General features: G+C 71.0%; 13 protein-coding genes and 1 tRNA gene. 9 read left to right on the forward strand and 5 right to left on the reverse strand.

The window, feature by feature from the left end; all coding sequences use genetic code 11:
- Nucleotides 1-80 precede the first annotated feature (80 nt).
- The 3 genes from I2501_RS21905 (at nucleotide 81) to I2501_RS21915 (ending at nucleotide 3923) form a co-directional block, all read left to right on the forward strand.
- Entirely contained in the window at nucleotides 81-1766 is a 1686-nt protein-coding gene (locus tag I2501_RS21905; RefSeq protein WP_196195853.1) for an LCP family protein, read from the forward strand.
- Between the two features lie 95 nt (nucleotides 1767-1861).
- Nucleotides 1862-1935, forward strand: a tRNA-Pro gene (locus I2501_RS21910).
- Nucleotides 1936-2174: 239 nt separating this feature from the next.
- Nucleotides 2175-3923, forward strand: a complete 1749-nt coding sequence (locus tag I2501_RS21915) for a pyruvate dehydrogenase (RefSeq protein WP_196195854.1) — start codon at nucleotides 2175-2177, stop codon at nucleotides 3921-3923.
- 51 nt (nucleotides 3924-3974) lie between these two features.
- Here I2501_RS21915 and I2501_RS21920 read toward each other — a convergent pair whose 3' ends face one another.
- Nucleotides 3975-5075, reverse strand: a complete 1101-nt coding sequence (locus tag I2501_RS21920) for a hypothetical protein (protein ID WP_196195855.1) — start codon at nucleotides 5073-5075, stop codon at nucleotides 3975-3977.
- Between the two features lie 161 nt (nucleotides 5076-5236).
- Complete coding sequence (locus tag I2501_RS21925) at nucleotides 5237-5647, reverse strand: MarR family winged helix-turn-helix transcriptional regulator (protein ID WP_196195856.1); 411 nt, start codon at nucleotides 5645-5647, stop codon at nucleotides 5237-5239.
- A 1-nt stretch (nucleotide 5648) separates the two neighbouring features.
- Between I2501_RS21925 and I2501_RS21930 the strand changes: the two genes are divergently transcribed.
- Nucleotides 5649-6188: a hypothetical protein gene (locus I2501_RS21930; RefSeq protein ID WP_196195857.1), complete on the forward strand. Its 540-nt coding sequence runs from the start codon at nucleotides 5649-5651 to the stop codon at nucleotides 6186-6188.
- Nucleotides 6189-6260: 72 nt separating this feature from the next.
- Here I2501_RS21930 and I2501_RS21935 read toward each other — a convergent pair whose 3' ends face one another.
- Nucleotides 6261-7175, reverse strand: coding sequence for a glutaminase (locus tag I2501_RS21935; RefSeq protein WP_328806522.1), 915 nt, complete (start codon nucleotides 7173-7175; stop codon nucleotides 6261-6263).
- 207 nt (nucleotides 7176-7382) lie between these two features.
- Here I2501_RS21935 and I2501_RS21940 point away from each other — a divergent pair, with 207 nt between their 5' ends.
- Nucleotides 7383-8054, forward strand: a complete 672-nt coding sequence (locus I2501_RS21940) for an enoyl-CoA hydratase-related protein (protein ID WP_196195859.1) — start codon at nucleotides 7383-7385, stop codon at nucleotides 8052-8054.
- On the opposite strand, the gene I2501_RS21945 is transcribed toward I2501_RS21940, so the two are convergent.
- Nucleotides 7990-9396 carry an MFS transporter gene (locus I2501_RS21945; protein WP_196195860.1) on the reverse strand — a complete coding sequence of 469 codons (1407 nt, stop codon included), beginning with the start codon at nucleotides 9394-9396 and terminating at the stop codon, nucleotides 7990-7992. The genes I2501_RS21940 and I2501_RS21945 overlap by 65 nt on opposite strands.
- Nucleotides 9397-9594: 198 nt before the next feature.
- Between I2501_RS21945 and I2501_RS21950 the strand changes: the two genes are divergently transcribed.
- Nucleotides 9595-10809 carry an alpha/beta hydrolase gene (locus I2501_RS21950; protein ID WP_236046886.1) on the forward strand — a complete coding sequence of 405 codons (1215 nt, stop codon included), beginning with the start codon at nucleotides 9595-9597 and terminating at the stop codon, nucleotides 10807-10809.
- Between the two features lie 45 nt (nucleotides 10810-10854).
- Here I2501_RS21950 and I2501_RS21955 read toward each other — a convergent pair whose 3' ends face one another.
- Nucleotides 10855-11364 (reverse strand): DinB family protein, encoded by a 510-nt coding sequence (locus I2501_RS21955; protein ID WP_196195861.1) that lies wholly within the window; start codon nucleotides 11362-11364, stop codon nucleotides 10855-10857.
- Between the two features lie 134 nt (nucleotides 11365-11498).
- On the opposite strand from I2501_RS21955, the gene I2501_RS21960 reads away from it, so the two are divergent.
- From I2501_RS21960 to gltX, 3 genes are all read left to right on the forward strand, one after another.
- Entirely contained in the window at nucleotides 11499-11981 is a 483-nt protein-coding gene (locus I2501_RS21960) for a carboxymuconolactone decarboxylase family protein (RefSeq protein ID WP_196195862.1), read from the forward strand.
- The gene (sigJ, locus tag I2501_RS21965) at nucleotides 11930-12892 is read left to right on the forward strand and encodes an RNA polymerase sigma factor SigJ (RefSeq protein WP_196195863.1); all 963 of its coding nucleotides are present in this window, start codon (nucleotides 11930-11932) and stop codon (nucleotides 12890-12892) included. Before I2501_RS21960 ends, sigJ begins: the two co-directional genes overlap by 52 nt.
- A 109-nt stretch (nucleotides 12893-13001) precedes the next feature.
- On the forward strand, nucleotides 13002-14369 hold the full coding sequence (gene gltX / locus I2501_RS21970; protein ID WP_236046970.1) for a glutamate--tRNA ligase: 1368 nt from the start codon (nucleotides 13002-13004) through the stop codon (nucleotides 14367-14369).
- Nucleotides 14370-14432 lie beyond the last annotated feature (63 nt).

Here is a 14432-nt window from a genome sequence, read left to right on the forward strand (position 1 = left end):
CTGGTGTCTTCACCCGTCGGGACTAGGATCCCCGGAAACCGATTGCGTGTTGACCTATAGCGGCAAGGAGCGGGACCATCGTGACACCACCCGAAGAGTCCTTCGGCGGCAGGGCCGCCGCTCGCCAGGCTGCGCGCGGAAAGTCGGTTCCCGGCCAGCGGGGCGCCTCGGGCGGCCACGCGGCGGGTGGCCGTGGGACGACAGCCGCCACGGGACGGCGCAAGCAGAAGCCCAAGCAACGGGCGAAGCGGATAGCCATGGGCGTCGGCGCCTTCGCGATACTCGTCGCGGCGGCCGGATGCGCCTGGGTCTACCAGCTCGACGGCAACATCAAGCACACCGCGCTGGACAGCGGCAGCCAGCCCCAGAAGGGCGCCATCATCCCCGGCGCGCTGAACATCATGATCATCGGCTCCGACACCCGCCTCGGCGGGGACGCCTCGCTCGGCGGCGCGGACAACTCGCTGCCGCACGCGGACGTGGAGATGCTGCTGCACGTCTCGGCGGACCACCAGAACGCGACGGTGATGAGCATCCCGCGCGACACGGACCTGCAGATTCCGTCGTGCACCGCGTCGGACGGGAAGACCTACAGCTTCCCGACACACGACCAGATCACCAACAGCCTGAACTACGGGCCTGGTTGCACGGTCTCCGCGGTCAACTCGCTGACCGGTGTGCACATCGACCACTACATGATGGTCGACTTCACCGGCGTGGTGAACATGTCCGACGCCGTGGGCGGCGTCCAGGTCTGCTCCTCGGCGAACGTCTACGACCCGGGCTCCCACCTCAAGCTGAAGGCCGGCACCCACACCCTGGTCGGCTCGGGCGCGCTCGCCTTCCTGCGCTCCCGCCACGCGTTCGGCGGGGCGAGCGACGTGGACCGCACCCAGACCCAGCACATCTTCCTCAGCGCCCTGATCCACAAGATGAAGAGCGCGAGCACGCTGGCCGATCCGACGAACGTCTTCAACCTGGCGGAGTCGGCCTCGAAGGCCTTCCAGGTGGACGACGGTCTCGCCGGTGTGACCAGCCTGATCAGCCTGGCCAACACGCTCGGGTCGATACCGACCGACCACATCACCTTCGCGACCATGCCGACGGCGCAGGACCCGTACAACCCGAACGCCTGGCTGGTCCCGGGCCCGGGTTCGCAGCAGCTCTTCGACGCGATCGCCAACGACCAGTCGCTGACGCCGACCGCCTCGAAGCCCAAGCCGTCGGCGTCCTCGTCCGCCTCCGCGACGCAGACGGTGGACCCGTCCACGGTCGAGGTCCACGTGCTCAACGGCACCGGGATCACCGGCCAGGCCGCCGCGGTGCAGAGCGAACTGGTCAGCAAGGGCTACACCAACAGCAGCGTGGTCTCGACCCCGATGTCGGTGAACGCGAGCGAGGTGGAGTACTCGGACTCCGACCCGAGCTACAAGGTCGAGGCCCAGCAGGTGGCCTCCGCTCTGGGCCTGCCGTCGTCGTCCCTCACCGTGACCCCGGGCCTGACCACCGTGCACGTCATCGTCGGCCCCAACCTCAAGGTCGGCGGGGGTTCCGGCGCGAGCTCGAAGCCCTCGGTCGACATCGGCCAGGCGACCGCCCAGGCCCACACCGAGAACGCGGGCGCCACGGTCCAGTGCGCCCAGGCCAGCCCCTTCCCGCTCGGCGGCCTCCCGGCCTCCGCCGCGGCCTACCAGGGTCTCACCGTCGAACAGGCCTACGCGCTCGCCACCAGGAACGGCATCCCGGACTCCGACCAGACCAAGTAACCCCCCTTCCACCCGACCCGGGCCCTTGCGCATCTCACGCCCGGGGCCGGGACGGACGAGGCCCCGAGGTCGGGTAGAGTTACCTCTCGTTGCACCGGGGTGTAGCGCAGCTTGGTAGCGCGCTTCGTTCGGGACGAAGAGGTCGTGGGTTCAAATCCCGCCACCCCGACTGGTGACAGACACGTGAGGCCCTGCCGAGATCTTCGGCAGGGCCTCAGTGCTTTTCCGTACCGCTTTCCCGCACCGGTTTTCCGCTCCGCTTTTCCGCGCCGACTGCTGCCGTCCCCCTCCTCGGCGGTGAACGGCTGCGCGGCGGTTCTGCTCGGGGCGGGGTTGGCGGGGGAGGATCGGGTTCGGCACGACGAGCAAGCCGACAGTCGGTCAGTGATGTGGCGGAGGAGCGTGGCGATGGCAGAGCGCACGGTCGCGGAGCAGATGATCACGGTGCTGCGGCAGGCCGGGGTGGAGCGGATCTACGGGGTGGTGGGCGACAGCCTGAACCCGGTGGTCGACGCGATCCGGCGGACCGACGGGGCGATCGAGTGGGTGCACGTCCGGAACGAGGAGGCCGGGGCGTTCGCTGCGGCGGCCGAGGCGGAGATCACCGGGCGGCTGGCGGTGTGCGCCGGGTCGTGCGGGCCGGGGAACACGCACCTGATCCAGGGGCTGTACGACGCGCACCGGTCCCGGGTGCCGGTGCTCGGGCTGGCGTCGCACATCCCGTCGGCGCAGATCGGGACCGGGTTCTTCCAGGAGACGCACCCCGAGCGGGTCTTCGTCGACTGCTCCAGCTACTGCGAGATGATCGGCACGCCCAGCCAGATGCCCCGCGTGCTGCGGACCGCGATCCAGCACGCGCTCGGCGAGCGCGGGGTGTCCGTCGTCGCTTTCCCGGGGGACGTCGCCGCGCTGCCGGTCGCGGGCCCGACCGGGACCAGCGCGTTCCTGACCGAGCACGCCACCCCGATCCCGCCCGACGCCCAGGTGACCGCGTTGGCCGAGCTGATCAACGCGGCCAACCGGGTCGCGATCTTCGCCGGCGCGGGGGTGCGCGGCGCGCACGCCGAGGTGATGCAGCTGGCCGACACGGTGAAGGCGCCGGTCGGGCACTCGCTGCGCGGCAAGGAGTGGATCCAGTTCGACAACCCGTACGACGTCGGCATGAGCGGCCTGCTCGGCTACGGCGCGTGCCACCAGGCCTTGCACGAGGCCGATCTGGTGCTGTTGCTCGGCACCGACTTCCCCTACGACAGCTTCCTGCCCGGCCGGAACACCGTCCAGATCGACCATGACGCGACGCGGCTGGGCCGCCGTACGCCGCTCGAACTCGCCGTCCACGGGGACGTGCGGGCGACGCTGCGCGCCGTGCTGCCCCTGCTGAAGCCGCGTCAGGACCGGTCGTTCCTCGACGACATGCTGCGCCGCCACGGTTCGGCCCTGGAGAAGGTCGTCGGCGCGTACACCAAGAACATCGAGCACCACACCCCGATCCACCCCGAGTACGTGGCCTCGGTGCTGGACGACGTCGCGGCGGACGACGCGGTATTCACCGTCGACACCGGCATGAACAACGTCTGGGCCGCCCGCTACCTGACGCCCAACGGCCGCCGTCGGGTGATCGGCTCGTTCCTGCACGGCTCGATGGCCAACGCACTGCCGCACGCGATCGGCTCCCAACTGGCGAACCCGGAGCGGCAGGTGGTCGCGCTCTGCGGGGACGGCGGGATCGGCATGCTGATGGGCGAGTTGCTGACGGTGGCCAAATACCGCAAGCGGATGCCGCTCAAGGCGGTGGTCTTCAACAACGGCGCACTCGGGATGATCAAGCTGGAGATGATGGTCAGCGGCTATCCCGAGTTCGAGATCGACAACGGCAAGGTCGACTACGCCGCCATCGCCGCCGCCTGCGGCATCCACAGCGTCCGGGTGACCGACCCGAAGAAGCTGCGCGGCGCGCTGACCGAGGCGCTGGCCGCGCCCGGCCCGGCGCTGGTCGACGTCGTCACGGACCCGAACGCGCTGTCGCTGCCGCCGACGATCACCGCCGCCCAGCTGAAGGGGTTCGCCCTGGCGGCAGGACGAACGGTGCTGGACGGCGGCGTGGGCAGGATGATCGACCTGGCCCGCAGCAACCTGCGGAACATCCCGCGCCCGTGACGGGGCGTCGGGTGTCCAGGGTCGGGTGTCCGGTATCGGGTGCAGGAAGGGTCAGGCGCCGGGAGCGGGCGGCTGCTGGCCGTAGCCCGGCTGCGGGTAGCCGTAGCCGGACGCGGGCTGGGGGTATCCGTAGCCCGGCTGCGGCTGCGGCTGCGGCTGGCCCATCGGCGGCTGCGGCTGCTGCATCGGCGGCTGCTGCTGCACGGGCTGGGGCTGCTGGGGCTGGCCGAACTGCCCCTGGGGCTGCCCGAACTGCTGCTGCGGCATCGGCTGCTGCGGCATCGGCTGCTGGGCGGGCGGCGGGGTCGGCTGGAACTGGCCCTGCGGCTGCACCGGCTGACCCATCGGCGGCTGACCCATCGGGGGTTGGCCCATCGGGGGTTGGCCCATCGGGGGTTGACCCGGGACGCCGGGCATGCCGGGCATCCCGACGCCTGCCGGGCGGGCGGGACCGCGGCTCGCGGCGATCCGCGCGAGGCCCAGGCCGAGTGTCACCAGGGCGACCAGCAACTCGAGGATCGCGACCACGTTGAACAGGAGGTTGTGCCCCTGCGGGAACGTGCCGTGGATAAGCGCGTCCAGCAGGTCGACGGCGGTCGGGTAGGCGAACAGCGCCATGACGGTCAGCAAGACGGGCCGCCCCCAGGCACGGCCGCGGAACGCGCCGAACGCGCCCACAGCCAGGGCGGCGCAGTAGGCGAGGTCCGCCGCGACGAACTGGGAATCCGCGACGTACCGCGCCCAGGTCACACCGAACAGGCTGCCGAGCTCGGGTAGGAAGCCGGCCGTCACCAGCGACATGATGAAACTCACCAGTTCCAGCCCCAGCATGGCCACCGCACCGAAGACGACCGGGTCCACAGCCGTCTTCCTGGGCGCGGGCGCGCCCATCGGGGGCGCGAAGCCGACGGGCGGCGCCTGCGCGTACTGCGGACCGCCTGCCGGGGGCTGCTGCAGCGGCGCCCCCGGCTGAGCCGGCGCCATCTGCTGCGGATACGACGGCTGTTGCGGCATCTGCTGCTGCATCTGCTGAGGCTGCGGCGGTGCCATCGGCTGACCCATGGGCGGGCCCATCGGCTGGCCCATCGGCGGCTGCTGCTGCGGCGGCTGTGCTCCCGGATTCATCGGCGCACCAGGCCGGTCGAACGACATGAGGCCCTCCCCGTAAGTTCGGTGCGCGACAGTCGCGCCCAATCGGTCGTCGAGCCTATCTGCGGGCCCGCCCTCCGGTCACGCCCGCCTCAGCCAAGTCCCCCGCACGAGTCAGCGGCCGTCGGCACCCGTCAGCGCGCATGAGCACACGTCAGCACGCGTCACTGCGGCGCGTCCGGGAAGCGGCGCGGAACCTCCCCCGCGACCAGGAGTTGGTGCAGGCGGGCCAGCGCGGCGACGAGCGTCGCGCGCTCCTCCGGTTCGGCGGCTGAGAGTGCCGACGTCAGCGTCCGGTCGGCGCGGCCCTCGCGGCGCTTCGCGCCCGCCGTGCGGACCTCGGCGGTGAGGTCGACCAGCGTCTTCCGGCCGTCCGCGGGGTCGGCGGAGGTGACCGCCCAACCGCGTTCGACGAAGGAGCGGACGCTGGTCGAGACCCGGCTCTGGGCCAGGCCAGTGCGCTTGGCCACGTCCCCGACGGCGCTGCGGCCGTTGAGGAAGAGGTCCTGCAGGACGAGGAACTCGCCGGGGGCGAGGCCCCGGACACCACGGGGCCGAACCCACCGGAGGAACACCGTGAGCGTCAGCGACTACCTGCTCTACACCGCACTGTTCGTCGCGATCCTCTTCACCCAGCTGGGCACCCGCCGTCCCGACGGCAAGCGGCTGCTGCTGCCGGTCGCGGTCGTGGCGGGCATCGGCTTCAAGTACCTCAAGGACATGCCGAGCGGGACGACCGCCCACCTGATCGAGGCCGCCGGGCTGGGCGCGGGCCTGCTGTTCGGGATCGCCTCAGTGGCAATGATCAAGGTCCGTCGCGACCCGGCCGACAACCGCCTGGTCACCGTCGCCGGCTGGCCCTACGCCGCGCTGTGGACCGCCGCGCTGGTCCTGCGCCTCGGCTTCGCCTACGGATCGACGCACTGGTTCACCCACGACCTGGCGCAGTTCTCGATCCAGAACCACGTCCCCGGCGCGACCTACGGCACCGCGTTCGTGCTGATGGTGCTGGCGATGATCACCGTCCGGACGGTGGGCGTCGTGGTCCGCGGCCGCTCCGCCGGGGCGAGCATCGACTTCAGCGGTCTGAAGCTGGCCCGTCGGCTGGCTCGATGAGGCCGAAGCGCGAGAACGCAGCGTCGCGGATGTACGAGCGGATGCGGACGCGATTGCGGACACGACAGGGCGTCAGAAGATCGACAGCCCCGAGAGCGTGGTGAAGGCGTCGAGCGCGGCGACGGCCGCGACGGAGTTGCCCGCCGGGTCGAGTGCCGGACCCCAGGCGCAGATCGCCGCCTGCCCCGGGAGGATCGCCAGGATGCCGCCGCCCACGCCGCTCTTGCCGGGCAGGCCGACGCGGTAGGCGAACTCGCCTGCGGCGTCGTAGGTACCGCAGGTCAGCAGGATGGCGTTGATTCGCTTGGCCTCGCTGCGCGAGAGCAGCCGACTGCCGTCGACGCGGAGGCCGTGACGGGCCAGGACCAGGCCCGTCTGCGCGAGGTCGCGGCAACTGGCCGCTATGGCGCAGTGCGCGTAGTACTCGGTCAGCACCGTCTCGACCGAGTTGACCAGGTTGCCGTGGCTGGCGATGAAGTGGGCCAGTGCGGCGTTGCGGTGGCCGTGCTCGGCCTCGGAGGCGGCGACCTCGGGGTCGATGGCGAGATCCGGGTTCCCGGACTCGGTGCGGACGAAGTCGAGGACGGCCTCGGCCGCGTGGCCTCCGGTGAGGCTATGCAGACGGTCGGTGACCACGACGGCGCCCGCGTTGATGAACGGGTTGCGCGGGATGCCGTGCTCGGTCTCCAGCTGCACCAGCGAGTTGAACGGGTTGCCGGACGGCTCGCGGCCCACCCGCTGCCAGACGTCGTCGCCACCCTGGGCCAGGACGAGGGTCAGCGTGAGCAGCTTGGAGACACTCTGGATGGAGAACGGCTGTTCCCACTCCCCCGCCCCGTAGACGTCGCCCTCGACGGTGGCGATGGCCATGCCGAAGGCGTCGGGGTCGACGCGCGCCAGCGCGGGGATGTAGTCGGCGACATGGCCGGTGCCACGGGTACGACGGGCCGCCGCCGTGGCCGCGTCGAGGAGTTCCTGGTAGTCCACGTGGTCATTCTCGGGCCTTCCAGCCAGTGCTAATGCGCCACAGGCGGTGCACCGACGGTTCGCCCCCGGAGGACCCGGAAAGCGACGGACATCCGCAGCTACCGCGGGTAACATGACGTGCATTGTGCTACCTACCGGTAACTCTCGCCCGGGGCAGCCGATTTCGCGACATCGCGTCATGGACCGACAGATGCAGGGGGCTGCGCCATGCCAGTGCTCGACCGCCAGGACGATGTCTTCGTCCTCGACATAGGGGACAACGAGAACCGCTTCCACCCCGACTGGCTGGCCTCCGCCAACGCGCTGCTCGACGAGGTCGAGGCGGCGGAAGGACCGAAGGCGCTGGTGACCGCGGCGACCGGGAAGTTCTGGTCGAACGGCCTCGACCTCGACTGGCTCTTCGCCAACGGCGACAAGGTCGAGGACTACGTCGCCGCCGTCCACGCCCTCTTCGCCCGCATACTGACGCTGCCGTTCGTCACGGCGGCGGCGATCCAGGGGCACGCCTTCGCCGCCGGGGCGATGCTGTCGCTCGCGCACGACGTGCGGGTGATGCGGGCGGACCGCGGTTACTGGTGCCTGCCCGAGGCGGAGATCGACATCCCCTTCACGCCCGGCATGTCGGCGCTGATCCAGGCCAGGCTGACGCCGCAGACCGCGCACGAGGCGATGGTCACCGCCCACCGCTTCGGCGGCGCCGAGGCGCTGGGACGCGAGATCGTCGACCGGACCGCCGCCGAGGGCGAAGTGCTGGCCACCGCCGTCGAGTTGGTCCACCCGCAGCTGAAGAAGGCCGGGCCGACCCTGGGGAAGATCAAGAACCGGATGTACGGGCCGACGCTGGACGCGCTGCTCGACAAGAACTTCCCGGTCGGCTGACCACCTCGGTCGGCGAGACCATCCGAGAGGCCGTCGGCGAGACCGTCGGCGAGGCTGCCTGCGAGCCGGGAGCGGGCGTCATCGCCGCGAGCCGGCGTCGGCTCGCGCGGCTCTGCACGACGGAGATGCCGGTGACCGCCGCGCCCAGCACCGCCCAGCCGACCGGTCCCGCCGCCATGACCACACCCGTGAGCAGCGGCGGACCGGCGGACTTCTGGATCGCCTGCGACATCCCGGCCACCCCGAGGTAGGCGGCACGCGCGTGCTCCGGCGCCAGCGAGACCGCGAGCTCCCACGACGTCACCGAGCGGACCAGCTCGGCCAGGGTGACCAGGACCGCCGCCGCCAGCAGCGCCAACGAGGCGCCGACCGCGCCTCCACCCGTCGCGCCGGCCAGGATCAGGCAGCACGCCAGCAGCGACACCCCGTACCAGACGACCGCCCGCACCGCCCGGCGCGGACCCTCGGTCGCGGCGGAGACCCGCAGTTGCAGGACGACGACGAGCACCGTGTTGATCGCCAGGAACGCCGGGACGAACGCGTGCGGGGCGCGGGTGTGGCCGACCAGCCATAGCGGCAGCCCGACATTGAGCAGCGAGTCGTCCAGGCAGAGCGGGATGTCGCGGAGGACGAAGAGCAGATAGCCCTTGTCCCGCCAGGGGTTGGCCACGTCAGCCGCGTGGACCACCTCGACTGCCGCCGTCGGCCGCGCGACAGCGGCCGACGCGGGAGCGGCGGACGTCGCGACCGCCGTCGTCGACGCGCCGGGCTCGCGGGTGCGTCGGACCAGCACGGCAGCCAGCAGATAGGAGAGCACGTTGGCCAGCACCAGCGCCCGGTACGCGGCAAGCGTGCCGACGGCCAGTCCGATCGCCGCGAGACCTGCGCCGATCGCGTAGCCCGCGTTGGCGGAGGTGCGGGTGAGCGCCTGGTAGGTGGAGCGCCGGTCGCCAGCGATCCGGGTGGCGAAGAGCATCTCCAGCATCTTCGCCGCGCGCTCGGCCAACGCCGTGGCGGCGACGAACGGCAGCAGAGCGGCGAAACCGTGACAGAACATCACGGCGGAAAGTGCCACCATCCGGACCAGGTGGCTGCCCATCAGCACCGTGCGCGCCGGGACGCGGGCGGCGAGCCAGCCGGCCAGCGGTGATCCGGCGATGCCGGCGATGCCCGCCGCACCCAGCAGCAGGCCGATCTGCCGGGCGTCCAGCCCCGCCACGAGGGCGAAGTAGAGCACGCTGCCAGCGGCCCACACGCCGCTGCCGGTGCGGTCCACGAACTGCGCCGCAAGCATGATCCGGGCGTCACGCCCGCCCGGCGGATTGCGCATCTGGCTCCACATGTCGCCCCCTCGGCACCGCGGCGGAACTATCTCGACATCAAGATACCCAGCTCAGGCAATCGTGTCGACATCAAGAATCTCGATATAGAGAGAAAGTGCACCGGGTCGGCCGCATCGCGGAACACGCAGTACCGCTTAGTGTTGATTTCCCGTCATGCGTCCCGAATTCCACGCTTTCTCCAGCAGCCGGAGCCGCTCATGGCCGACCAGCCCACCTCAGCCGAACCCTCCGACGTGCCCGATCAGCACTCGCGCCTTCGGCCGCTCCGGTGGACCCGGCAGTCACCGCGGACGCTGCCGACCCTGCGGACACTGTTCAGGCTGCGGGCATTGCGGGCGCTGCGGACGCGACGGGCGCTGCTGTGGGTGGGCGCGCTGACGACGTGTCTGGGCACGGCGGTGGCGGTCGGCGTCCCGCTGATGCGGCACTACGAGATCCCGCCGTTCAGCCAGCGCGGTGAGCCGATCGTCTTCGACACACCCGTACCGGCCGGCCCGGGCGGTCACGGCGCGGGCGACGGCGCGATCTCCGCCGACGGCCGCACCGAACTGCCCACCGGCCCCGAGACGCAGTGGCGGATCGAGCACACGCTGGACGACGGGACGCACATCGCGGTCGCGACCGTCACCGGCAGGCAGTCGGGCTACACCGGCAAGGTCTGGGTCTGGGCGCCGAAGGAGTACAGCGACCCGCGGTACGCGCACAGCGGCTTCCCCGTGCTGATCGCGCTGCCGGGCGGCCCCGGCTTCAACGACAACTACTGGAAGGACCCGAGCCTCAAGCTGGAGAGCAGCATCAGCGACTGGTACCAGCAGGGGAAGAGCAAGCCGTTCCTGCTCGCGATGCCGGTGCTCAACCCCGGCCCGGACGTCCACTCCCACTACTGGGACGGCAGCGACATCCCCGGCCAGCCCAAGATGGGCACCTGGCTGGCGCAGGACATCCCGGACCTGATGCGGCAGAACTTCCGCACCCTCAGGTCCCGGGACGGGTGGGCCTTCCTGGGGTCGTCGAGCGGTGGCTTCGCCGGTCTGAAGCTGGTGCTCCAGTACCCGGACCGGTTCAAGGCCGTGCTGGCCTCCGGGCCGGACATCGTGCCGGACTCGCCGTTCTGGAAGGGGCACCCGGTGGAGCAGCAGCAGAACAACCCGCTGGTGCTGGCCCAGCAGTTGATCGCGCGCGGCGGCCCGGACGTCTACCTCGCGTTCCAGGTCGGCACTCACGAGAACCGGGCGACGATCAGGGCGATCGAGAGCTTCGTCGCCACCTACGGCGACAAGGGACCGATCCACACCACGCTGAACCTGATCCCGGACGGGCGGCACAACGCCTACACCTACGTCCCGGCGATGGGAGAGGGTCCGATCGAGTGGATCAGCCGCCAGCTTGAGGGGCCGGTCCCCTCCCGCTGACGGCTGGACGGCCAGACAGCTGGACGGCTGGACGACCAGTCGGCGTCAGTTGGTCCGGGCCCGGTTGTGGTCGCCGGTCGCGCCGTCGACCAGCTCGCGCATGATGTCCATATGGCCCGCGTGCCGGGCCGTCTCCGTGGTCATGTGGATCAGCACCCAGCGCAGCGTGACGGAGTCGCCGAACCACGCCGTACCGGCCGTGTCCAGGGCCAGCTCGCCGATCGCCTGGTCGGCGGTGGCACGGGCGCGGGCGTAGAAGGCGAGGATCTCCTCGGTCGACTCGTGCGGCTCGACTCGCATGTCCAGGCCGTCGTCGGCGTCGAGGTCGAACGGCATCGGGCCCGTCTCGCGGCCGAAGGTCTCGCAGAACCAGGCCAGTTCGGCCCCACCCAGGTGCTTGACCAGCCCGAGCAGGTTGGTCCCGGACGGGGTCATCGGGCGGCGCAGCGCTTCGTCGTCCAGGCCGTCGAGCTTCCACAGCACCGCGTCGCGATGCCGGTCGAGGGCGACGTGGAGGCTTTCCTTCTCCGCACCATGGAACGGGACTCGTTTCATGCGGCGAACGTAGCACCCGGCGGAGCTGTGACCGGCGTCACATCTGAATCCGTCACAACCAACCGGGCTGCCCCGTCGAGTGGGGGAAAGCGCGCCAAGGATCCGAGACAGCGAAGCTCCGAGAGGACGAGACCATGACCCAGAACACCGCCGCCGCCCGTGCCGCCGCCGCTCCGGGCCGACTCAACTGGTACAAGATCGACCCCAACGCGTACCAGGCCATGATGCGCATGGAGGAGATCAGCAGCCACCAGCTCGACCCGGCCCTGCGCGAGCTGGTCAAGATGCGCGCCTCCGGGCTCAACGGCTGCGCCTACTGCCTCGACATGCATGCCCGCGACGCCGCCGCGCAGGGCGAGACGCTGCAGCGCCTGGTCGTCGTCGGGGCCTGGGAGGAGGCCGAGCACCTGTTCACCCCGCGCGAGCAGGCCGCTCTCGCGCTGACCGACGCGGTCACCCGGCTGGGTCAGCACGGCGTCCCGGACGAGGTCTGGGAGCGCGCCGCCGGGCAGTTCGACGAGAAGGAACTCGTCCACCTGCTGATGGCGATCGTTACGATCAACGCATGGAACCGGCTGGCCGTGACCACGCAGGCGTACGTCAAGCCGCAGGGCTGAACCCCGTGCCGCCCGTCGCCGCGCCGGCCGCCGCCGATGCCTTCCTGGAACAGCGCCCGATGCTGCTCTCCCTCGCGTACCGCCTGCTGGGCTCGGTGCACGAGGCGGAGGACACCGTCCAGGACGCGTACCTGCGCTGGAGCGCGCTCGGTGCGGCGGAGCGGGACGAGGTCGCCAACCCGGCGGCCTACCTCACCACCGTCACCACCCGGCTGGGACTGGACCGGCTGCGCTCGGCCGCGTCGCGGCGCGAGTTCTACGTCGGCTCCTGGCTCCCCGAGCCGCTGCCCGCGTCGGTGGACGCCTGGAGCGACCGCGCCGACCCCGCCGAGCGGGCGGCGCTGCGCGACTCCGCGTCGATGGGCGTGCTGCTGCTCCTGGACCGACTCGACCCGGCCGAACGCGCCGTCTTCGTGCTGCGCGAGGCCTTCGGCGTGCCGTACCCGGAGATCGCCGCGATCCTGGAACGCAGTGAGGAGTCCTGCCGCCAACTTCTCAGCCGGGCCCGCCGCCGTCTCACCGCCGAGCCGCGCCGGCCGGCCCAGCTCGATCCGGAGCAGGCCCGCCTGCTGGTGGACGCGTTCCTGGCCGCCGCACAGGGCGGCGACCTTGCCCGGCTGGAGTCGTTGCTGCGCGAGGACGTCGTGCTGACCACCGACGGCAACGGCATGTCCGGCGCGGGACGGCGCCCCATCTTCGGCGCGGCGAAGGCGGCCCGGCTCCACGCCAAGGTCTTCGAGCGCTTCTACGCCGCCGGCGAGATCCGCCACGCCTGGTACAACGGCGCACCGGCGGTGGAGATCCGCACGCCGCTGCGCCGGGTCGTCTACGTCTTCGACTTCGACGAGGCGGGCCTGATCGCCCACGTCTACGCCGTGCTCAACCCCGAGAAGCTCAGCCACCTCGACTGATTCTGCTCACGACGCGGTTACTGGGAAGCGACCCGGCCCGCGGGCTCGATACTCTTGCCCCATGTCTGCTACTCCGGTACGTGTCCGCTTCGCCCCCTCGCCCACCGGCATGTTCCACGTCGGTGGCGCGCGTTCCGCTCTGTACAACTGGGCCGTGGCGCGACAGTCCGAAGGCGGCGTCTTCGTGCTCCGCATCGAGGACACCGACGCCGCGCGCAACAAGCCGGAGTGGATCGACGGCATCATCAACGCGCTCGCCGCGATCGGGATCAGCAAGGACGACCCGGCCTTCGAGGGCCCGTACTTCCAGTCCCAGAACGCCGACCGCCACCGCGAGGCCGCCGCGCAGCTGCGCGACGCCGGGCGCGCCTACTACTGCGACTGCACCCGCGAGGAGCTCGCCAAGCGCACCGGCTCCGAGCAGCTGGGCTACGACGGCTTCTGCCGCGACCGGGGCCTCGCGTACGCCGAGGGCCGCGCGCTGCGCTTCCGCACGCCGGACGAGGGCGAGACGCTGGTCAAGGACGTCGTCCGCGGCGACACCGTCTTCCCGAACAAGGCCATCGAGGACTTCGTCATCGCCCGCGGCGACGGCTCCCCGGTCTTCCTGCTCGCCAACGTCGTCGACGACCTGGACGAGAAGGTCACCGAGGTCATCCGCGGCGAGGAGCACCTCTCCAACACCCCCAAGCAGCAGCTGCTCTGGGAGGCGCTGGGGGCGACCCCGCCGGTCTGGGCGCACCTGTCGGTGATCGTCAACGAGAAGCGGCAGAAGCTCTCCAAGCGCCGCGACAAGGTCGCGCTGGAGGACTACCTGGCCGAGGGCTTCCTGCCGGAGGCCATGGTCAACTACCTGATGCTGCTGGGCTGGGCCCCGGGCGCGGACGAGGAGATCCTCCCCTTCGAGGAGCTGCAGCGCCGCTTCCGGATCGAGGACGTCAACACCTCGCCGGCCTTCTTCGACATCAAGAAGCTGACCGCGTTCAACGGCGAGTACATCCGCGCCCTCAGCGCGGAGCAGTTCCTGGCCGCGTGCGCCCCGTACCTGGTCGCGCCGTACGCCAACTGGACCCCGGAGCAGTTCGACCGGGCCCTCTTCGAGGAGATCGCCCCGCTGGCGCAGACCCGCCTCGCGGTGCTGTCGGAGATCACCGCCAACGTCGACTTCCTCTTCCTGGACCAGCCGGTCGAGGACGGGGCCTCCTGGACCAAGGCGATGAAGCCGGGCGCGGCGGAGGTCCTGCGGGACGCCCGCGAGGCGTACCAGACGACGGAGTGGGCGGCGGAGCCGCTGAAGCAGACCCTCCTGGAGATCGGCGAGCGCCACGGCCTCAAGCTGGGCAAGGCCCAGGCGCCTGTTCGCGTGGCGGTCACGGGCCGGACGGTGGGGCTCCCGCTGTTCGAGTCCCTGGAGGCGCTGGGCCGCGAGCGCGTGCTGGCACGCCTGGACGCTGCGCTCGTGAAGCTGGAGAAGTAAGAACGCTGGACGTGGCAACGCCTCAGGGGTGCGCGCCTCTGAGGCGTTGCCACGTCCGTATCT

The organism is Streptacidiphilus fuscans (assembly GCF_015690355.1).
Lineage (GTDB): Bacteria > Actinomycetota > Actinomycetes > Streptomycetales > Streptomycetaceae > Streptacidiphilus > Streptacidiphilus fuscans.